At 58.1% G+C, this 19,387-nt stretch carries 20 protein-coding genes and 5 pseudogenes; 14 read left to right on the forward strand and 11 right to left on the reverse strand.

Annotated elements, in window-relative coordinates:
- Positions 1-497 (reverse strand): HAD family hydrolase (locus tag AC0L7U_RS18820; RefSeq protein WP_473695954.1); only part of this gene is annotated, 497 nt, incomplete at its 3' end.
- 88 nt (positions 498-585) lie between these two features.
- Between AC0L7U_RS18820 and AC0L7U_RS18825 the strand changes: the two are divergent.
- A pseudogene (locus AC0L7U_RS18825) lies at positions 586-1,462 on the forward strand (LysR family transcriptional regulator).
- Positions 1,463-1,605: 143 nt separating this feature from the next.
- Here AC0L7U_RS18825 and AC0L7U_RS18830 read toward each other — a convergent pair.
- Positions 1,606-2,106, reverse strand: a complete 501-nt coding sequence (locus AC0L7U_RS18830) for a hypothetical protein (RefSeq protein WP_473695956.1) — start codon at positions 2,104-2,106, stop codon at positions 1,606-1,608.
- Positions 2,107-2,281: 175 nt separating this feature from the next.
- Here AC0L7U_RS18830 and AC0L7U_RS18835 point away from each other — a divergent pair.
- A pseudogene (locus tag AC0L7U_RS18835) lies at positions 2,282-2,774 on the forward strand (DNA adenine methylase); the annotation flags it as partial.
- An 11-nt stretch (positions 2,775-2,785) separates the two neighbouring features.
- Positions 2,786-3,247, forward strand: a complete 462-nt coding sequence (locus AC0L7U_RS18840; RefSeq protein WP_473696539.1) for an alpha/beta hydrolase — start codon at positions 2,786-2,788, stop codon at positions 3,245-3,247.
- Positions 3,248-3,315: 68 nt separating this feature from the next.
- Here the strand turns inward: AC0L7U_RS18840 and AC0L7U_RS18845 are convergent, their stop codons facing one another.
- The 6 genes from AC0L7U_RS18845 to AC0L7U_RS18870 all read right to left on the reverse strand — a co-directional run bounded on the left by AC0L7U_RS18845 (position 3,316) and on the right by AC0L7U_RS18870 (position 7,655).
- Positions 3,316-4,638 (reverse strand): TRAP transporter large permease, encoded by a 1,323-nt coding sequence (locus tag AC0L7U_RS18845; RefSeq protein WP_473696497.1) that lies wholly within the window; start codon positions 4,636-4,638, stop codon positions 3,316-3,318.
- 236 nt (positions 4,639-4,874) lie between these two features.
- Positions 4,875-5,222 carry a TRAP transporter small permease gene (locus AC0L7U_RS18850; RefSeq protein ID WP_473695958.1) on the reverse strand — a complete coding sequence of 116 codons (348 nt, stop codon included), beginning with the start codon at positions 5,220-5,222 and terminating at the stop codon, positions 4,875-4,877.
- Between the two features lie 103 nt (positions 5,223-5,325).
- Complete coding sequence (locus tag AC0L7U_RS18855; protein ID WP_473695959.1) at positions 5,326-6,069, reverse strand: TRAP transporter substrate-binding protein; 744 nt, start codon at positions 6,067-6,069, stop codon at positions 5,326-5,328.
- Positions 6,020-6,304 carry a hypothetical protein gene (locus AC0L7U_RS18860; protein WP_473695961.1) on the reverse strand — a complete coding sequence of 95 codons (285 nt, stop codon included), beginning with the start codon at positions 6,302-6,304 and terminating at the stop codon, positions 6,020-6,022. The genes AC0L7U_RS18855 and AC0L7U_RS18860 overlap by 50 nt, the downstream gene beginning before the upstream one ends.
- A 531-nt stretch (positions 6,305-6,835) precedes the next feature.
- Positions 6,836-7,150: an IclR family transcriptional regulator domain-containing protein gene (locus AC0L7U_RS18865; RefSeq protein WP_473695962.1), complete on the reverse strand. Its 315-nt coding sequence runs from the start codon at positions 7,148-7,150 to the stop codon at positions 6,836-6,838.
- 37 nt (positions 7,151-7,187) lie between these two features.
- On the reverse strand, positions 7,188-7,655 hold the full coding sequence (locus AC0L7U_RS18870; protein WP_473695963.1) for an IclR family transcriptional regulator domain-containing protein: 468 nt from the start codon (positions 7,653-7,655) through the stop codon (positions 7,188-7,190).
- Between the two features lie 218 nt (positions 7,656-7,873).
- Between AC0L7U_RS18870 and bglB the strand changes: the two are divergent.
- The 8 genes and pseudogenes from bglB to AC0L7U_RS18910 all read left to right on the forward strand — a co-directional run bounded on the left by bglB (position 7,874) and on the right by AC0L7U_RS18910 (position 13,312).
- Positions 7,874-8,993: pseudogene (gene bglB / locus AC0L7U_RS18875) on the forward strand (beta-galactosidase BglB).
- A 188-nt stretch (positions 8,994-9,181) separates the two neighbouring features.
- Entirely contained in the window at positions 9,182-9,874 is a 693-nt protein-coding gene (locus AC0L7U_RS18880) for a TRAP transporter substrate-binding protein (RefSeq protein WP_473696499.1), read from the forward strand.
- Positions 9,852-10,046: a hypothetical protein gene (locus AC0L7U_RS18885; RefSeq protein WP_473696541.1), complete on the forward strand. Its 195-nt coding sequence runs from the start codon at positions 9,852-9,854 to the stop codon at positions 10,044-10,046. Before AC0L7U_RS18880 ends, AC0L7U_RS18885 begins: the two co-directional genes overlap by 23 nt.
- Positions 10,046-10,183 (forward strand): hypothetical protein, encoded by a 138-nt coding sequence (locus tag AC0L7U_RS18890; RefSeq protein ID WP_473695965.1) that lies wholly within the window; start codon positions 10,046-10,048, stop codon positions 10,181-10,183. The genes AC0L7U_RS18885 and AC0L7U_RS18890 overlap by 1 nt, the downstream gene beginning before the upstream one ends.
- Positions 10,155-10,562 carry a TRAP transporter small permease gene (locus tag AC0L7U_RS18895; RefSeq protein ID WP_473695967.1) on the forward strand — a complete coding sequence of 136 codons (408 nt, stop codon included), beginning with the start codon at positions 10,155-10,157 and terminating at the stop codon, positions 10,560-10,562. The genes AC0L7U_RS18890 and AC0L7U_RS18895 overlap by 29 nt, the downstream gene beginning before the upstream one ends.
- Before the next feature lie 2 nt (positions 10,563-10,564).
- Positions 10,565-11,866, forward strand: a pseudogene (locus AC0L7U_RS18900) (TRAP transporter large permease).
- A 139-nt stretch (positions 11,867-12,005) separates the two neighbouring features.
- Positions 12,006-12,671, forward strand: a complete 666-nt coding sequence (locus AC0L7U_RS18905; protein ID WP_473695969.1) for a DNA-binding protein — start codon at positions 12,006-12,008, stop codon at positions 12,669-12,671.
- A 2-nt stretch (positions 12,672-12,673) separates the two neighbouring features.
- Positions 12,674-13,312, forward strand: a complete 639-nt coding sequence (locus AC0L7U_RS18910; RefSeq protein WP_473695971.1) for an RES family NAD+ phosphorylase — start codon at positions 12,674-12,676, stop codon at positions 13,310-13,312.
- A gap of 20 nt (positions 13,313-13,332) precedes the next feature.
- On the opposite strand, the pseudogene AC0L7U_RS18915 reads toward AC0L7U_RS18910, so the two are convergent.
- A pseudogene (locus AC0L7U_RS18915) lies at positions 13,333-14,551 on the reverse strand (MFS transporter).
- Between the two features lie 151 nt (positions 14,552-14,702).
- On the opposite strand from AC0L7U_RS18915, the gene AC0L7U_RS18920 reads away from it, so the two are divergent.
- Together AC0L7U_RS18920 and AC0L7U_RS18925 are read left to right on the forward strand one after the other, a co-directional pair.
- Positions 14,703-15,590 carry a LysR family transcriptional regulator gene (locus tag AC0L7U_RS18920; RefSeq protein WP_473695973.1) on the forward strand — a complete coding sequence of 296 codons (888 nt, stop codon included), beginning with the start codon at positions 14,703-14,705 and terminating at the stop codon, positions 15,588-15,590.
- A gap of 237 nt (positions 15,591-15,827) precedes the next feature.
- Positions 15,828-16,628, forward strand: coding sequence for an N-acetylmuramoyl-L-alanine amidase family protein (locus AC0L7U_RS18925; RefSeq protein ID WP_473695975.1), 801 nt, complete (start codon positions 15,828-15,830; stop codon positions 16,626-16,628).
- A gap of 32 nt (positions 16,629-16,660) precedes the next feature.
- On the opposite strand, the gene AC0L7U_RS18930 is transcribed toward AC0L7U_RS18925, so the two are convergent.
- Together AC0L7U_RS18930 and AC0L7U_RS18935 are read right to left on the reverse strand one after the other, a co-directional pair.
- Positions 16,661-17,140 carry a GNAT family N-acetyltransferase gene (locus AC0L7U_RS18930; protein WP_473695978.1) on the reverse strand — a complete coding sequence of 160 codons (480 nt, stop codon included), beginning with the start codon at positions 17,138-17,140 and terminating at the stop codon, positions 16,661-16,663.
- Positions 17,141-17,306: 166 nt separating this feature from the next.
- Positions 17,307-18,047: a FadR/GntR family transcriptional regulator gene (locus AC0L7U_RS18935; protein WP_473695980.1), complete on the reverse strand. Its 741-nt coding sequence runs from the start codon at positions 18,045-18,047 to the stop codon at positions 17,307-17,309.
- Between the two features lie 355 nt (positions 18,048-18,402).
- Here AC0L7U_RS18935 and corA point away from each other — a divergent pair, with 355 nt between their 5' ends.
- Positions 18,403-19,383 carry a magnesium/cobalt transporter CorA gene (gene corA / locus AC0L7U_RS18940; RefSeq protein WP_473695982.1) on the forward strand — a complete coding sequence of 327 codons (981 nt, stop codon included), beginning with the start codon at positions 18,403-18,405 and terminating at the stop codon, positions 19,381-19,383.
- Positions 19,384-19,387 lie beyond the last annotated feature (4 nt).

Consider the following 19,387-nt stretch of genomic DNA (forward strand, 5'->3'; position numbering starts at 1 on the left):
GCCAAGGCGTGCCGAAAGATCGCGGGGGAAGGTTTGTAGGCCTGTGCCTGTTCCGCCGTGATGACCCGGTCGATACATCCGTCCAACTGAGCAACATTGTCCGCAATAATCGCATCATCGGTGTTGGAAATGATCGCCAGCCGGAAGCCGGCTTTCTTCAGCAGTTGTAGTGTGCCAACCACCTCTGGAAACGGCGGCATTTTGCCGATGGAGGACGTCAGCAGCTCCGCATCGGCCGGATCAAACGGCAGGCCGAAGTGCTGCATGGCGCGTTTCATGGCGACGGCGCAAACCTCCCGGAAGCTGCGGTGAGGCGTATCAGCTTCCAGTGCGTGCTCGTGCTCATCGTAGATGCGAATGAAGTCCTGCTGATCCACCGCACCGCCTTTGGAGGCAAGGATCTGGTCGATGGCCACCAGCAGGCCCTCGTCCCACTGGATCAGCGTGCCGTAGCAGTCGAAGGTCAGCCACTCTGGCCGTGCGCCGGGAAGCGTCATGAAGATCTCCTGTGTTTGACTGGCATATTGACAGGCAGCGGCATCATTGAGAAATTAAATGATCTTATCTTGATCAGTGAAAATTCAAATGACCTATCCGTTTGACCTGGATCTTCTGCGCACCTTTGCCGCTGTGGTGGATGCTGGTGGCTTCACCCGCGCAGCAGAAAGAGTGCATCTCACCCAGTCGACTGTCAGCCAGCAGATCAAGAAGTTGGAGCAGAACGTGGGCCGCACGCTGTTGTTGCGGGACAAATCCGCAGGTCGCATCCGCACGACCGAGGAAGGGGAGCTGTTTCTCAGCTATGCGCGGCGGTTGCTTGCCACGGCCGAAGAGGTGATGGGTGTGATCCGTGATCCCGTTGCACCCAGAACAGTGCGGCTGGGTGTGCCGGAGGATTTTGCAGGTCGCAGGCTGATTGATCTGCTTTCGGGATTTGCGCGTAACGCGCCTCACATCCGGCTGGATACTGTCAGCGGGTGGAGTGTGGAGCTGCGGCGTCAACTCGAGACCGGCGAGATTGATCTGGCTCTGATCAAGCGGGAACCGGGAGAGGGTGCCGCTCTGGCGGTGTGGAAAGAAGATCTTGTCTGGGTTGGCGGACCGGAGGAGACCACCGCCCCTGATACTGTAAGCAGCGGGTCGCAGGAACCTGTGCCACTGGCGGTATTTCCTGCAGGTTGCATCTACCGGGACCGGATGATCCGTTATCTGGATGAGCGGCAGAAAGCACTGGCGGGTTGCCTACACCAGTCAGGGACTGATGGGAGTGCAGGCCGCTGTGGCCTCGGGTCTTGGAATCAGTCTTCTACCAGCCGATGCTGTCTTATCCGATCATCGCAGGCTGAGTGCAGCTGATGGTTTTGAGGTGGCGGCCGCATCCGAACTGGCGCTTGTTGAAGGGCGAAAGCGCCTGTCGCCCGAAGCTCGTTCGCTTGCGGACTATCTGAGCCTGCATCTCTGAGTTTGTTCCTGGCTCAGTCCCGAGCCTGCTCAGACGGAAACCCGCAGACCTGACTGGTCCGCATCTCGGGCAGGGGCAGCTGTTGCCGAGTGAGGAGAGGCAGTGGGGGCGGAGAAGTGGTCGCTAACATGACATTTGGAGTGTTAGATCCAATTGCCCTTGCGTTTAGAAATAGGCGGATAGGGAGTGTCCCGATACGACGCAGAGCAACGGTTACAATTGAGAATGTGAGGCCCACCCTGCAATACGCTTTTGAAGCCGTCTTCAGCGCATTTTGGGCAGATCGAGTGCATAGGCTCATCAGGGAGTTGCTTGTCAGCTACCAACGTGAGAACGCGGTCCTTTGCCTGAGTTTCGCGCAATCGATAGCGCCCAAGGTCGGTTCTTTTCTCCGCCTCGGCGATGACAGTTTCGCGAATCGTGCTCAGTTGTTCTTTGAGATCAACATTAGCGAGCTTCGCGTCGACCAACTGCTGTTTCAGCTCCACTATCAACTGATCCAACTCGCCTCTGTTTTCATCTTGCCTTGGGCTGCTCAGCAACTCACGAAGCCGTCCAACGGCACCGATGGCCTTGTCAAAGACTTGGGTGCCTTGCCCAGCCAGTTGAATTGCCTTCGCGATATTCTCGGCACCGAAGTCCATCAGCGTCACCTTTTCATTAAGCCAAACCACCGAACGGTCGGGCTGCCCTAAGGCCCTGAAAGGGGGGCTAGTCGGCAAAAACGAACTCGCTCTGCATCAGCACCTTGAGATTACTGCTATGCCCGGCCGGCTTTCGCAGGCACTCTGACAGTGGCCGATTCTCGGGCCCTCGAAAATGGAAATCCTTCCCTATCTGTCGCCTATTGAACCCTCATCTCCATCAGCAGCCTATAGCTGCGGTAAACGGCAACTTGCGAAGACGAACATCGCTCGGGTCAACGCAACGCCCCACAGGACCTATGCCGAGGTCTTTGTCAGCATGGGCGGCGTGTTCTTCCGTCGCGACTAAGGTTTCCAAGAGCGAAGTGATTAATGACTGGTCGGGCGATGTGGTCAATCTCTTCCGTATTCTGTAGCGCCACTACTAGCGATTCATGGATTGCCGCAAATTCCAGATCACAAGCCGCCGCGAGTTTGACCGACTGAAGGTATGCAATTCGGCCACATGGATCGATTTCGAACGCGCCGCAAGCTTCATCTATCTCCAGCGGCTGACCTTTGACGGTAAAGTTGCCTACCGGGTTTTCGGCGTTGATCCGGGCCGAGGCAGCCGCTTTAACCTAACCATGCTTGCGCCAAAGCTTGAGGAAATCCACGAACGCCCGGCTGTGCACAGCGGATGCTTGATGAGGTTGCCGAGGCACGTACGCATGAGGCGTGTGGTGAGCCGGTGGTAATGCGCAGCTGGATACCTGACAGCCTGAAACAGGCCGAGGGTCTGGGACTGAGCGATGGCGATCTGCTTGATGCCGTCAGGTATTATCGCACTCCACGTGGTCAGCATCCGGGGGCAACGAACCGTTTTCCCTTGCGCGGTGTGGGGCCGCTGATGGCGTTTGATGCCTTTCATCTGGTGGAAGAGCTGCTGACCTGTCCGCTGCAGGTGATTGTTGGCAGCAGGGTCGGCCGTTTCGGATCCTTTCAGGATGGGCTGGCTCTTTATGAAAAAGCGACCTGTGAAAAGGACCTGCAGGTGATCGAGGGCGCCGGACATTACGACCTCTATGATCGGGAGCCTTATGTGACACAGGCCGTGTCTGCACTCGTGGACTTCTATCGTCGTGTGCTGGGCACGCCGTGAAACTCCGGGGCTCATGAAAAAGGCGGCCATTGGCCGCCTTCTGAAGTCTGGTTGTATCAGTTTCCGGCTCAGTTGGTCCGCACGTGTGCAGGCAGCCAGGTCGCGAGATCGGGGAAGGCGACCAGCAACCCCACCATGAAAATCATGATGAGGAACATGGGCGTGGCCACCTTCGCCAGATATGTGATCTCGTGCTTTGTCATGCCTTGCAGCACGAAGAGGTTGAAGCCCACCGGGGGCGTGATCTGGGCCATTTCCACGACCACCACCACGAAGATGCCGAACCAGATGAAGTCGATGCCAGCGGCCCGGATCATGGGCTCGATGATTGCCATTGTCAGCACAACGGCAGAGATGCCATCCAGGAACATACCGATAATGATGTAGAACACGGTCAGTGCTGCGACCAGCATCATCGGGGACAGGCCAAGGCCGCCGATCCATTCGGCCAGCGCACGCGGCAGGCCAGTATAGCCCATGGCCAGTGTCAGGGCGCTCGCGCCCAGCAGGATCAGTGAGATCATGGCTGACGTGCGTGTGGCGCCCAGCAAGCTGTCGAGGAACGTGCGCCAGGTGAGCGATCCCTGGAAAGCCGCCAGAACCAGAGCGCCCAGTACGCCAAAGCTGGCAGCTTCGGTTGCCGTGGCATAGCCGGTGTACATGGACCCGATGACCAGAAGCACCAGCACGATGACCGGAATCAGCAGCGTTGAGCGGCGCAATGCCTTGCCAAAGCCGATCCAGAGTTCTGGCTCTGGCCGCTGGTGCGGTTTCAGGAAATACCAGCCGACAATATACAGCATGAACAAAGCCGCCAGCACGAGACCGGGAACCACCCCGGCCATGAAAAGCTTGGTGATGCTTTCATTGACCGACACGCCGTAGACGATCAGCGTCATCGACGGCGGGATCATGAGACCCAGTGTTGCCGCGCCTGCCAGCGTGCCGACTGTCATGTATTCGGGATAGCCGCGCTTGCGCAGTTCGGGCACCGACATCTTGCCAACGGTGGTCAAGGTGGCGGCCGAGGAACCGGAGACTGCGGCAAAGACCGTGCACCCCACCACATTGGTATGCAGCAGACCGCCGGGAATGCGACTGAGTAAGGGCGCAAGCCCCTTGAACATGTCCTCCGACAGGCGGGTGCGATACAGGATCTCGCCCATCCAGATGAACAGCGGCAGGGCCGTCAGCGTCCAACTGCTGGATGTCGCCCAGATGCTGATCAGCATGGCGCTGCCAGGATCGCGCGAGGTAAAGCCGATCATGCCGATGTAAGACACGCCGATGAGAGCCAGACCAACCCAAAGTCCGGTGCCCAGCAGAAAGAACATGGCGAAGAGAAAGACGCCGACCTTCAGCCCGACATCATTGGGATCAAAGCCTGTCATCAGTTTGGCGGAGCCATAGATGATGATCAGTGTCACCACAAAGGGGATCATCGCCGTTTTGGGCGAAGAGAAAAACAACTCCTTCAGGTCCGTGCGGGTCACGCCGATACCGGGAAAGGAGGTGAACAGAATACGCACCAGATTGTCGACCAGCGCCAGCGCAAAGAGACAGGCCCCCACGGCCATGAACGTTTGTGGGATCCACAGCGGCGTTGCGTCCCTAGCGCTAGGACACGTCATTGATCATGTGGCTGAAATGAGACGGACTGGATGGCGTAATAGGCCAGAAACAGACCGGTCACCGAGGCAAGCGTATAGACCCAGATCTCCATCATCCGACGCCAGCGCTTTGAGAGATCGATGAACAGGTTGACGCGAATGTGGGTGTCGGTGTTCAGCGCATAGGCCAGCGCCAGAAAGGTGGCCGATGCCATGGCGTAGCCAGCATAGTTTGCGCCGCCCTTGAACAGCAGGCCGGACCAGCGAGACACCATTTGGGTGACGATGAGGCCCAGAAGGACCACAAGAGACAAGGCGGCTGCATAGCCGGAAATCAGGTACAACCTGTCGAGTGCGCGACGCATGAAGGGCTCCGGAGGGTGCCGGGAGGGGAGGGGAGCCTGGCAGGCTCGACATGGCATCTGGCCCCGCCACCACAATGGCAGGCGGGACCAGCAAGATGACGGGTTATTCGCCCTTCTTGTAGGCGTCGACGATTTCCTTGCCGTCGGCTCCAGCGGTTTTCAGCCAGTCAGCCGTCATGGTCTCACCGATCTTTTTCAGGCCTGCCTGCAACTCGGGAGAGCCTTCGGTCACGGTCATGCCGTTGTCGGTCAGCGTCTTGACGAAGGTGCTGGTCAGCTCCTTGGCCTTGGCGGCACCGCGTGTCTGTGCCTTGGCAGCGGCGTCGGTGACACACTTCTGCGAGGCTTCCGGCAGACCGGCGAAGGCCTTGCTGTTGACGAAGACGCTGTTGCGCGGCAACCAGGCCTTGACGTCATAGAAGTACTTCATGTTTTCCCAAAGCTTGGTGTCCACAGCGGTCGCAGCCGAGGTGATCATGGCGGAGACGACGCCGGTCGCCAGAGCCTGCTTCAGTTCCGCCTGTTCGATCTGGGCGGGAATCATGCCGGCAAGGCTGGCAAAACGGGCGGTTGCCGCGTTGTACGAGCGGAACTTGATGCCCTTCATGTCGGCCACGCTGTCGATCTTCTTTTCAAAGAACAGGCCCTGAGGCGGCCACGGCACGGTGTAGAGCAGCGTCAGGTTCTGCTTCTTGAGCACCTTGCTCAACGTTGGCTCGGCCGCCTCGCGCAGCTTTTCCGAAGCGTCAAAGGAAGTTGCCAGGAACGGGATGGAATCATAGCCGAAAACAGCGTTCTCATTGGCATGGGCGGAGAGCAGTCGCTCGCCGATCTGCGGCCTGGCCAAGCTGGACGGCGCGCTTGATCTCGCCACCGGCAAACAGCGACCCGTTCGGGTGCAGGCGAATATCCAGCTTGCCGTCGGTGCAGGCTTTCACATCGTCCGCGAAAGTCTGTGCGTTGACGGTGTGATAGTTGTCGGCCGGATATGCGGTCGGCATATCCCACTGTTCTGCAAATGCAGCGCTGCCGGAAACGGCGAGGAAAGTGCAACTTGAGAGTACGATGGCGAGTTTTTTCATGTTCCCTGCTCTTTGATGCGTGCCTGAAGTTTTTTCGAAGGTGATATGCAGCTCTTTGTCATTTGAAGACGCTCACGCCCGAAATAGGGACTTGTGACTGCACGTCTCTTTTCATGGGAAGTGCAGGCTTCGGGTGTGTGAACTGCTTCATGCCGATGCTTCTCCGCTCGGTTAGGCCACGATCCCTATGTATAGCCGAGAGAGTACGCCCTGCATCAAGTACAAAAACTGGACATCGGGTGCCGACTACAACCGCAGGCATCAGGCAATGCAGCCAGAACACGGAAAACGCAGCGGTATGCAGCCTCTCTGCCCGACTACAAATACGCGCCATAAATACCTGTGAAATATATGATATTCTGCGGAAAAGGACCCAAATGCGCCGCCGCAGGCGTTGCCGTCCTCTGCTGAGGGGCAGAGCGTTAACAAAGCCGATTTAAGTCTTATAGCCCACGCGTGGCATAGGCATCGAAGACAAAATGCCTATAAATTATCAACGTAGAGCCCGCGGATTGAGCGGGTGGGGAGTTTTCATCCCTGCGGCATTGCCTTGGCGATGAGGTCTTCGGAATAGCCGAGGGCCTGTGAGGCCTGAAGGCTGGCGGCGGTGAGAAGCTCAATATATTCGGATTTGCGGTCTTCGTGAAACCGGAACAGCGGGAACGCAATGCTGATGGCGGCCACTGAATGTCCCAGATGATCCAGCACCGGAGCGGCCATGCAGCGCACACCGGCCTCGCTTTCTTCAATCTCTTCCACAAAGCCGCGTTGGCGTGAGGCCTGCAACTGTGCCAGAAGCGCATCCGGGTCGGTGATCGTGTGCGGTGCGACGGGCGTCAGCGTCATCCGTGACAGGCGTTCGCGGATTTCTTCGTCCGACCGCTCAGGCCAGCAATGCCTTGCCAAGCGAGGTGCTGTGCAGCGGGTTGCGCATGCCGAGGGTGGATTGCATCGACAGATTATAGATGGAATCATACTTGTGAATGTAGGCGACACGCTGGTCGTGCTCGTCGAGAACACCCAGATTGATGGATTCCCCTGTGGCGCGTGACAGGCGCCCCATCACCCGATCCGCCGCTCGCAGCAGATCACTTTGTCCGCGCAACGTTCGGGCGCCGAGACTGAACAATTTCAGCGTCAAGCCATACCGCTCGGTATCGGCATCCTGCTCGACATAGCCCAGATCAATCATGGTCTGAAGCAACCGATAGGTCGTGCTCTTGGAGGTCATCGCTCGTTGGGCAATGTCCGCCAGCGTGGCAAGCTTGCCTTCCGCCAGTCCTTCGAGAACCGAAAAGACCTTCAGAACCGAGGCAACATTATCGGGCTTTTGTGGGCGTTCTGTGGACATGGGCCATTCTATAAATTTTGGAACCTCATTTTGAAAATTCAAAAAAACAAAGTCAAGCGGTGTGTGCAAAAAAGCATATAACGCTGATATTACTCATTAAATAACTTGTATTGCAGGTTTCGACAAGGCGCTTGCAAAACCTTTTAAATTATGGTTGCTTAATTTTCGGAACGTCGTTTCATAATTTTGAAGCGTGTTTTTGGGAGGTTTTCATGGGAATGCACCCGCTGCTGGCGCAGCGTGATCACTTTTTGACCCGCGCTCAGGTCTGCGATCTGATTGACCGGCTGACAGACAACCTCATCAACATCGAGGATACAACCGGCGAGTTCCTGCTGCGGCTGGACGACGGGCGTGTCATCGATACGAAAGGCTGGGCTGGCTGGGAGTGGACGCATGGCATCGGTCTCTACGGCCTGTTCAAATACTGGCAGTTGACCGGCAATGCCCGCGCCATGGAGATCATCACTGACTGGTTCCACCAGCGGCTGTCCGAGGGCACACCGACCAAGAACATCAATACGGTGGCCCCGTTCCTGACGCTTGCCAATCTGTATGAGCGCAATCCGGACCCGGTTTCGGCTTCCTATCTGGAAACCTGGGCGGAATGGGTGATGTACGAGATGCCGCGCACCCGCGACGGTGGTTTGCAGCATATCGTCTACAACAGCGTCAATCATCAGCAGATGTGGGACGACACGCTGATGATGAGCGTCATGCCTCTGGCGAAGATCGGTCTGGTCCTCAACAGGCCGGACTTCGTCGAGGAGGCGAAATATCAGTTTCTCATTCATGCGCAATATCTGGCCGATACGGCCAGCGGCCTCTGGTATCACGGCTGGACGTTTGAGGAGAACCACAACTTCGCCGACGCACTTTGGGCTCGCGGGAACAGCTGGATCACCATTGTGATTCCAGAGTTCATTGATCTTCTGGACCTGAAGGAAGGCGATCCGCTGCGCCGTCATCTGCTGGCGCTGTTCAAGCGGCAGGCAGAGACGCTGGAAAAGCTGCAAGACGCCAGTGGCCTGTGGCATACGCTGTTGGATGATCCTGACAGCTATCTGGAAACCTCTGCCACGGCGGGCTTTGCTTATGGTCTTTTGAAGGGCGTGCGCAAGCGCTATCTCGATCCGCGCTTCCGCGCGGTTGCCGAAAAAGCGGTTCAGGGCGTTGTCGCCAATATCTCCGAGGCAGGCGAGTTGCAGAATGTCTCCTTTGGCACCGCCATGGGCGACGATCTGGACTATTACCGGCAGATCAAACTGACCTCGATGCCCTATGGTACAGGCGATGGCCATGTTCTGTCTCAGCGAATACCTGAGATCCTTTATCTGACGACCCTTTATCTGGCCGCCCCTTGGGAGGGGAGCGAGCCTGGTCCGTATGCAATTTTCTGGGAGGAAACCATGTTGAAATCTCGTCTGCTTCTGGCTGGTACATGCCTTTTGGCCGGTTTGTCGGTGGCCCATGCCACGACACTGAAATTCGGCTATGCCAGCAACGCCACACCCACCGTCAAGGCGATGCACAAGTTTGCCGACATCCTGAAGGACAAGACCCACGGCGATGTCACCGTGCAGTTCTTTCCTGACAGCCAGCTTGGCGGTGAGCGTCAGCTTGTCGAGATGGTGCAAAGCGGTACGCTTGACATGACCAAGGTCAGCGGCGGGCTGATGGAAAGTTTCTCGCCCGTTTATGGCGTGTTTTCGATGCCGTATCTGTTCGACAGTCAGAAGCATTTCTACAAGGTCATGGATGATCAGAAGATCATGCAGCCGATCTACGATTCAACCAAATCGACCGGCATGGTCGGCCTGACCTATTATGACAGCGGCGCGCGCAGCTTTTACACCGTCAAATCGATGGTCAAGACGGTGGCTGACCTCAAGGGTCTCAAGATCCGCGTCATGCAAAGCCCGACGTCGATCAAGATGATGAAGATGCTGGGGGCATCGCCAATCGCCATGGGCCAGGGCGAGGTCTACACCTCCTTGCAGCAGGGCGTGCTGGACGGCGCGGAAAACAATGTCTTTGCGCTGACCATTGCCCGTCACGGCGAAGTGGCGAAGAATTTCTCGCTTGATGCCCACACACGCATTCCGGACATTCTGTTGATCTCGACGGCCACCCTCAAGCGGCTGACGCCCGACCAGCGCAAGGCGGTGCAAGACGCGGCCAAGGAATCCACCGCGTTTGAAAAGTCAGTACTGGAATGATGCCGTGGCCACGGCCCGCAAAAAGGCTGAGAAAGACTTTGGCGTGAAGATTTTTCATCCCGACATTGCCCAGTTCCAAAAGGCTGTGCAGCCGATGTATGACGACCTGAAGTCCGAAAAGGACAAATACAAGGTCTATCAGGAGATCCGCGCGGTTGCGGATAGCAAATAATGACCTCAATGGTGCGTCGTGTTCTGGATCGTGTCGTCGGGGCGGTGTGTTGCCTGTTGCTTGCGGCCATGGTTGTGGTGCTGGCACTGGCAGGTAATCAGTCGCTATGTGCTCGACGCGCCTTCGACCTTTTCTGAAGAAGCGCTGCGCTTCGGTGTCATCTGGCTGTCTCTGCTTGGGGCTGCGTTATGCACCGGACGGGGCACGCACATGGCCGTTGATCTGGTGCGGGATATGGTGGGCGACAGCGCCCGCCGTGTTCTGGAAGCGCTGGTGCCGGTGGCGTTCATCGTGTTTGCGGTGGCTGTGCTGATCATCGGCGGCTGGCGCGGCGTCGAAATCGCCGAACATCAGCGCAGTGCCGTGCTTCAGATCCAGATGAGTTATATCTATGCCGCTTTGCCACTCACGGGCTGTCTGATGGTTGTTTACAGTGTGCTCAATCTGGTCGATCTGCTGCGCGGTGGGGCGGCAGAAGCGGATGCGATCGAAAAAGCCGTCGTGGCCGGAGACTGATCATGGCTGGAACTGCAAGTCTGATCATGGTGGGTGTGTTTGCGGTGCTGGCACTGCTTGGCATTCCGCTGGCCGTGTCCATCGTCGGAGCTGCGATTTCTGCGGTTCTGCTGGTGGCCCCGCCCGACATGGCGCTTTTCACCGCTGCGCAAAAGATGCTCGGCAGTCTGGACAGTTTTTCGTTGCTGGCCGTGCCGTTCTTCATTCTTTCCGGTGTGATCATGAATTCCGGCGGCATTGCCGTGCGGCTGGTCAATTTCGCCAAGCTGATTTCCGGGCGCATACCTTGGCTCCATGGCGCAAACAAACATCGCGGGCAATATGCTGTTCGGCTGCATTTCCGGATCAGCGATTGCCGCGTCAACGTCCATTGGCGGTGTCATGGTGCCAACGCAGGTGCGTGAAGGCTATGACCGCAGTTTTGCCGCTGCCGTCAATATTGTTTCCGCGCCTACCGGCATGTTGATCCCGCCAACGACCGCCTTCATCATTTATTCGCTGGTCTCTGGCGGCACCTCCATCGCTGCGCTGTTCCTGGGCGGCGCGGTGGCAGGCGTTATGTGGGGTCTGGCTTTGATGGCGCTGACCAGCTTCATCATGCCTGGCGGCGCGGCTATCCGATTGCCGAACGCGTTTCGGCATCGGCGGCCGGACGCATCGTGCTGGAAGCCATTCCCAGCCTGTTCCTGATTGTTCTGGTCATCGGCGGCATTATCTTCGGGGTTGTCACGGTGGTGGAGGCCTCTGGCATTGCGGTGATCTACACCATGCTTCTGGCTTTCGTCATTCACCGGACCACGCCGATCACCCGGCTGCCGGCATTTCTGCTGGAAACAGCACAAATGACCGGCTCGATCATGATGCTGCTTGCTGCGTCGGCCGCCCTGTCATTTGCCATGGCCTTCACCGGCATTCCGGCGGCGGTGTCCAGCCTCATTCTGGGTGTGTCGGACAATCCGATCATCGTCATGTTGATCGTCAATGCGGTGTTGCTGGTTGTCGGCTGCTTCATGGATATTGGCCCGGCCATCCTGATCTTCACGCCCATTCTGCTGCCAATCGTGCAGAAGGTTGGCTATGATCCGGTACATTTCGGCGTCATTCTGGTGTTCAACCTCGCCATTGGCACCATCACTCCGCCAGTGGGCACAGGGCTTTTTATCGGGGCCAGCGTTGCCAAGATGAAAGTCGAGCAGGTGATGGGGGCGATGGTGCCGTTCTATGCGGTGCTCTTTGTCATTCTGCTGATTGTCACCTATACGCCGGGGTTGATCATGACGCTGCCGCGTTTGCTGGGGCTGTGACGGCATGCAGAGGTTTGGTCTGACGCGCCAAGTGCCAGTCTGCGCCCAGGTCCAGTGGGCGGTTCTTTGGACTCGCGCAGCGACCGCTGCGGACATATAGTGTCCGGCATAGCATTCAGGCCAGACGACGGACCTTTTCATGGCGTCAGACGACACTTCTTCCACTTCGTTCAAGCTGCACGCCGTGCATGGGTCGGTGCAGGAAGCTTTCTTGAAACGTGCCGTCGCCGCCTTGGATGCCATGGTTGTGCATATGCCCGATCAGGCGATCATCGAGGCCTTGTCGGCGCAAACCGGGGCAGGGGCCATCGCCAGCTTGTTGGCGCGCTCCGATCTGATCAGTGCGGCGACAGCGGAGCTGGATCCTCTCGTGTCGGTGGAAGCGCGCAGCGTCGAACATCGTGAGCAACTGCTGGAAGCCGCCGGAGGCACCTTGAGCAGCGAAGAGGCGGGTCAGGCGCTTGGTGGGATTTCGCGGCAGGCGGTCGACAAGCGCCGTCGCACGCAGTCCCTTCTGGCCGTGCGCGAAGGCAGCGCCTGGCGTTATCCGCGCTGCCAGTTTGTGGACAAGGATGTGGTGGCGGGGTTGGCCGATGTGATCAAGGGCCTGGGCGCGGAAAGTCCCTGGCTCGTGTTGGATTTTCTGTTGACGCCAGATAGTGCGGTGGCGGGCAAAGAGCCTGCTGATCTGGCAGCGCATGGTCAGGCACGGCCGGGTCAGACGCCGCTTGACCGGATGAAGGCAGGCGGCCTGGAGACGGTTTTGCGCCTTGCTCATGCCAGCCAGAGCGATGGGTTCGCCTGATCATGCCGGACGACCAGACCCCCGCCGACATGGACCCGTCCGGGTTACCCGCCGGGATGCCGGACGTGAAGACCCATGCTCTGCCGATCGTGCGGGTGGGGCCGCAAACGACGTTGTTCCGGTTGCACCACAGCCTTCATGCGCCGATCTATTTCGGTCCGGGTGTTGGCCTGCCTGCCACCAATCGGTTCGATCCGGTCAGCGGTCGGTTCGGCATTCTGTATCTGGCCCTGAGCTTTGAAAGCGCCTTTGCCGAAACCCTTTTGCGGGCGCCGTCGCGTCGTATGGTCGGGCGTCAGGCGGTGTTCTCGCGCAGCATCACGCATTTGCACACCGACCGGACCTTGCGGCTGGTGCCGCTTTATGGCGACGCGGTTCAAAAGCTTGGCCTGCCGGAAACGCTGGTGACAGGGCCGGACGTGCCTTGTGGCGCGTTAAGCGATGCACTCTGGGAGCATGGCGACCAGCTCGATGGTGTTCTTTATACGTCTCGACATGATCCGGCGCAAAAGTGCATCGCCCTGTTTCAGCGCGATAACCTGTCGTTCACGCTCGACAGTTCGGTTGCCTTGACCCGCTGTGTGTCCGATGTTGCCCGCGTTCTCAACCAATACGACCGTTCGCTGACACCGCGTGCCTGATGGCTGTTTGACGGGCCGGGTCAGGGGTGCGGACGTGGCCGGATCGTGACGGCAACCAGCGTGCCGACGATTGCCAGCAGGGCCGTGACGATGACGATTGCGGTCCAGCCGCCGCTTTCCCAAAACCAGCCGCTGGTCGAGCCAATGACGCTGGCCCCTATGTAATAGAACAACAGATAGAGCGATGAGGCATGGCCCTTGGCACGGGTGGCCTGTGCGCCGACCGAACTGCTGGCGACAGAATGGCCAATGAAAAATCCGGTCGCGACGATGGCAATGCCTGCGCAGATGGCGACCAGTGAGCTTGCGAGGGTGATGACGACACCCAACAGGATGGCGACAAAGGCAAAGACCAGCAGCGGGCGACGCCCGACACGGTCTGCCAGATTGCCCGCAACTTGCGATGAGACAATGCCGAAGGCGTAGATCAGGAAAATCATGCTGATGGCCGTGTCGCCCAGATTATAGGGGGCTGCTGCCAGCCGAAAGGTGGCGTAGTTGAACACGGTGACAAAGACGCTCGTCAGGCAGAAGCCCAGCAGATAGACCTTGCGCAAGTCCGGATTGGTACAGGTGCTCGGCCCAGGCTGCCAGATGAAAGCTTGGGCTGGTGACACGTTGTTTGGTGAAATTGTTCGAGCGCGGCAACAGATAGGCAAAGCCGATGGCTGACAATACGCACAACAGACCGAGCACGGCCATGGCCACACGCCAGGAGGAAATCTCCGTCATGAGGCCCATGCCGATCCGGCCCATCATCGCCCCAAACCCGGTGCCTGCAATATAAAGCCCCATGGCCTTGCCAAGGTGAGCGGGATCAACTTCTTCCGAAAGATAGGCCATGGCGACGGCAGGTACACCGCCCAGGACGACGCCTTCAAGGGCGCGAATGGCGATCAGCATATGCCAACTGGGGGCGGAGGCCGCGGCCATGTTCAGGGCTGCGGCCAGCAACATGGAGCCGAACATCAATCCCTTGCGGCCCAGTCCTTGCGAAATTGCACTCATCAGGAAGATGGCCACGGCAAGACAGCCTGTGGTGGCCGACAGGGCGAGAGAGCTTGCGGCAGCATTCAGATGGAAGCTTCTGGCAAAGGCGGGCAAAAGCGGCTGGACGCAATAGATTAGTGCGAAACTGGCAAAGCCTGCGAGAAACAGGGCGATGCCCGTGTTGCGATACGCCAACGTGCCCCTTCGGATGTATTGCGGGCGCGGAATGGGCTTCGACGCAAGGGGCATCGCTGCGTTGATCGGGATCTGGGTCGTGACGGACATGGCTGTCTTCTTGTCTGATGGGATTGACCTAGAAATAGCGCGGTCTGTTTCATTGTTCTAATATATGGAAGTGGCTTTTGTGATATGTTTTAGATATGGAAGGAAAAGGGCCAGCATGGAATTGCGTCACGTTCGATATTTTCTCGCGGTGGCGGAGGAGGGCAATTTCACCCGCGCCGCCGAGCGCTTGGGCATTGGCCAGCCGCCTCTCAGCCAGCAGATCCGCTCGCTTGAAACCGAGATCGGCACGCAATTGTTCCATCGGGTGCCACACGGCGCGGAGCTGACCAATGCCGGGACCGTTTTTCTGGAACGCGTGCGGCTTCTGCCGGGGACTGCCACTGAGGCGGTGGAGGCCGCAAGGCGCGCAGCCCGCGGCGAGACCGGGCAATTGACCCTTGGGTTCACTGGTGCCGGTGCCTTGAACCCGATGGTCGCACAGACCATCCGCACTTATCGTCGCGAACGGCCTGAAGTCGACTTGCGGCTGGTGGAGGCCAATTCCAAAGCCCTGGTCAATGATCTGGCTGCGGGCAATATAGATGTGGCGATCATGCGCCCGCATGCGTCGGACCCGCGCGAGTTGCTGACCTATCATCTGACGGAGGAAGCGCTGGTCGCCGCCGTGCCGCAAGCGCTTGATCCAGCCCCCGAGGCGGGTGCAATCGAATTGATCCGCCTGCGCGATATGCCGCTGATCCTGACTCCACGCAAGGTCGGTGTTTCGCTGCACGACGAGGCCTTGCGGGCTTGCCATGAGGCAGGTTTTGAGCCGGTGCTGGGTCAAGCGGCGCCACAGATCACGTCGATCCTGTCGTTGGTCTCGGCAGAACTTGGATTTTCTCTGGTGCCAGCATCCATGCATCAGCTTGCGTTACATGATGTGGTCTACAAGCAATTGCTGTTGTCGACGCAGACCGTCAGTCTGGCGCTGGCAATCGCTCGTGACAATCGCTCGCCGGTTGCGCAAGGCTTCATCAGGCTGGCCCGAGCCGGGATCTGAGATGGTGCCCGCTGCAAAGGATATGAGACACATCCAGATACACTCATAAATGCTCCCGAACATCGGGAGACTTTGGGGCGTGCTCATGCGTGAAGCGAAAGGCAAAGCTCCCCAAAATCCCCAGGCTGAGGGCCTTGAAGACAGTAGGCAGAATGACGTATCGAAGAGGGGTCACGACACGAAAGGCTTCTGGTGTTGCGTATGGAAGCCTCACGCCTGAGACGAAGGAAATCTGCCATGACTTCGAAACGAGGGTCGTCGTCGCGTTTGACGCGTCGAAGCTTCCTGCTGGGAGCTGCCACCGTTCCATCCGTTGTTTTGCCAAGACGGGTGTTTGCGAAGCCCAAGATCGAGACGCCGCTGATTGTTCTTGATCCCGGTCATGGCGGACATGATCCCGGCGCTGTTGGTGTGACGGGGCTGCTTGAGAAGCACGTGGCGCTGGATACGGCGCTTGCGTTGAAGAAGAAGCTGGAGGAACGCGGTCAGTATCGCGTGATCGTCACCCGTGATGATGACAGCTTCATTCCGCTGCACAAGCGGGTGACATTTGCCGAACAGCACGGCGCAAAATTATTCATGTCGATCCATGCCGATGCAATTTCTGATCCGGATGTGCGCGGCGCGAGCGTTTATACCGGCGCAATTCATGCGTCCGATGCACAGGCCGCCGAGGTGGCGCGTATCGAGAACACGGCCGGTGGTGATGACACCAATCAGTTTGACGACATGAAGCCCGAAGTCGCTGATATTCTCAGCAGTCTGATGCGGCGCGACACTCATATGTGGTCGATGAGCCTGCAACGCGATGCGGTGAAGTCGCTTGGCGGAGAAGTGCATCTGCTGACAAACCCTGCAAGACACGCCAATTTTGTCGTGCTGCGGTCGCCTTCTATCCCCAGTGTGCTGGTGGAGATGGCCTTCATGTCCAATCGTCACGACGAAAAGCTGTTGCGTACAGAGGGCTTCCGCCATCGTGTGGTGGAAAGCCTGCATGGCTCCATCGATGGCTGCATGACACAGATCGTGCGCAGCTGAGATCGCGCAGGATCGGTTCTGATCCGTTGGGATCAGGCGGGCTCTTTTTCCTGCGAGGCGGTTGCCTCTGTCTCGATCCGGTAGCTCATGTAATTCTGCGGGTTGGTAAGGGGACGGAAGCCTGCACGGGCATAAACGGCATGCGCGTCCGCGGTTGCCAGCATCCAGTTGGTGACGCCCGCCAGATTGGGGTGGGCGCGAATGGCGATTGACATCCACGACGCCAAACCCAGGCCGCGATGTTCCGGCAAGGTGAAGATATCCCGCATATAGGCGAACATCGAATAGTCAGTGATGACGCGCCCGAAGCTGGTCATTGCGCCGTTCTTGGCATAGATGCCCATGACCAGAGAGTTTTCCAGAGCGCTTTCCAACTGGCTGCGCGCCAGTCCCTTGGCCCAATAACTTTGATTGGCCAGAAAATCATGCACGATTTCCAGATCAATCATGCGGGGGTCTGTGCTCAACAGATAGCCGTCTCGCTCGGCTTCAAAGATGACTGGGCTGATCATGAGAGCGCTTCCTCTGGCAGACGGGATCAAAAGGTGTCGACGGTAACAGCGGCAACGTTGCTTGCGACGATTGTTATTACTACTTAGATTGCGTGGCAACGCTGGTAAGTTCGAGATCCCGAGGGTTTCTCTGCGTAAATTGCCTCTTGTTGCGGCAAAGCAGGTTTCAGGCGGGCTTGACGCGGTTCAAACGGTCTTGTCCGTCGACGATCACCGCCCGCATGGCGGCGCTCGCAGCCTCTGGGTCACGCGCCAGAATGGCGTTGACGATGCGCCCGTGATTGGCAATCGCCAGCTCCAGGTCGGCGATGTCCATGTCCGGAGACGTCATTTGCAGCGTCCGACCCAGCGGCGTGTGAATGAGGTTGCCGACGCACCCCATGAACGGATTGCGCGAGCCTTCCAGAATGGCCAGATGCAATTCCAGATCGACGCTTGCGAAAGCTTCCGGGTCGCGCGCCTGTGTCATACGGGTGAAAATGTCACCAAGCGCGCGTAAGTCATCGGTGGTGGCATGGCGCGCCATCATGGCCGCGGCAGAGGGTTCAAGTGACATTCGCAAATCGTTGACGTGCTGCAAAAGTTCGGCATTGGAGCCATGGCGAAAATGCCATGTCAGGACGTCGGCATCAAACAGGTTCCAGTTGCGCCGCTCCGTCACGCGGGTGCCGACGCGTGCTTTTGGACTGACAAGCCCCTGTGCCGTCAGCGTTTTCATAGCTTCCCGCAACACCGTTCGTGACACTTGAAAGCGGGCGGCAAGCTCGACGTCTCCCGGCAGGATAGAGCCGACCGGATAGATCCCGGCCACGATTTCCTCGCCCAGAACGCCCACTACATGGGCGTGGTTGGTTTGCTTCTGAAGTGGTTTCTTCGCTGCTTTTCGGGGCGGGGCTGCGCGCGTCATTCCGGTGTCCTGTCCGTGACCTGATGCTGATCGGTACTGTCAGATACAGCAGGGGTCTTGTAGAGCATAAAAATATCCAGGCGGGAAGTCTGGGCCGGTTTTCGACCGGGCGCAAGACGGGCGGTGACGGCCTGTTGCCCTTCACAAGCGTGTGAGGCAGGTGCAGGGAGAACGCTTGACATGGCAGCGCTTTCCACGCATCGACACGAAGCGTGCGTTTGTCATTCGAACGCTGCAAGGATCGCGGATCATCAGGTGGACACGCGGTTGTGACGTGTCACCTGTCAGGACCGGCCTTCCCGCCTGTCGTCATCACCATGTCGATCTTGTGGAAGGGCCATCGAAGGAGTGCCCGATGCTTTTGAGCTATGTGCGTGAAGCCACCCATCTTGTGCAGGCCGACAGCGCGCTTGTCGAGGCCGATCAGGTGGTCTGGTATGATCTGATGAGCCCGTCGGCGGATGAAACCAAGATGGTCGAGCGCATGACGGGTGTTGACATTCCCTCACGTGATGAGATGGAAGAAATCGAGCCATCGGCGCGTCTCTATCAGGAAGATGGCGCTGAAGTCATGACGCTGACCACCCTGACCGGTCTGGAAGGCGATGACCCTGTGAAGTCGCCGGTGACTTTTATTCTCAAAGGCGAAACGCTGATCACGGTGCGTTACATTGATGCGCGCCCTTTTCGCTTGTTCACCAGTCGGGTACAGCGGCCCAATGGACTGCCCTGTACCTCCGGTGAGCAGGTGATGCTGGGAATTCTGGAGGCCATTATCGACCGTATGGCCGATGTTCTTGAGCGTATCGGCGGTGATATCGACGCGGTTTCGCGCGAAGTGTTCCGCTCCAAAGTGTCCAATGTCACCAAGAAGACGCATGATCTCCGCTCCCTGATCGAGCAGATTGGCTGGAAAGGCGATTTCCTCACGGCAACGCGCGAAAGTCTGGTGTCGCTGTCACGGCTGGTCACCTATCACAGCGCGCTGGAGCGGCACGGCCGTTCGTCTTCAAAGGAAACACGCCAGCGCTTGAAGCTTTTGCAGCGTGATGCTGCATCGCTTGGCGAGCATGCCAGCTTTCTGTCGGGCAAGATCAACTTCCTGCTGGATGCGACACTGGGGCTGATCAATCTTGAGCAGAACCAGATCATCAAGATCTTTTCCGTCGCGTCCGTGGTGTTCTTGCCGCCAACGATGATCGCTTCGATCTACGGTATGAACTTCGCCTTCATGCCGGAGCTGAATTGGCAGGGCGGTTATTTCTTCGCTCTCTCTTTGATGATCCTTTCGGCCGTTCTGCCCTATGTTTATTTCAAACGTCGCGGCTGGCTGTGAAATC

It is taken from the genome of Roseibium sp. 10G30-5, from assembly GCF_055809635.1.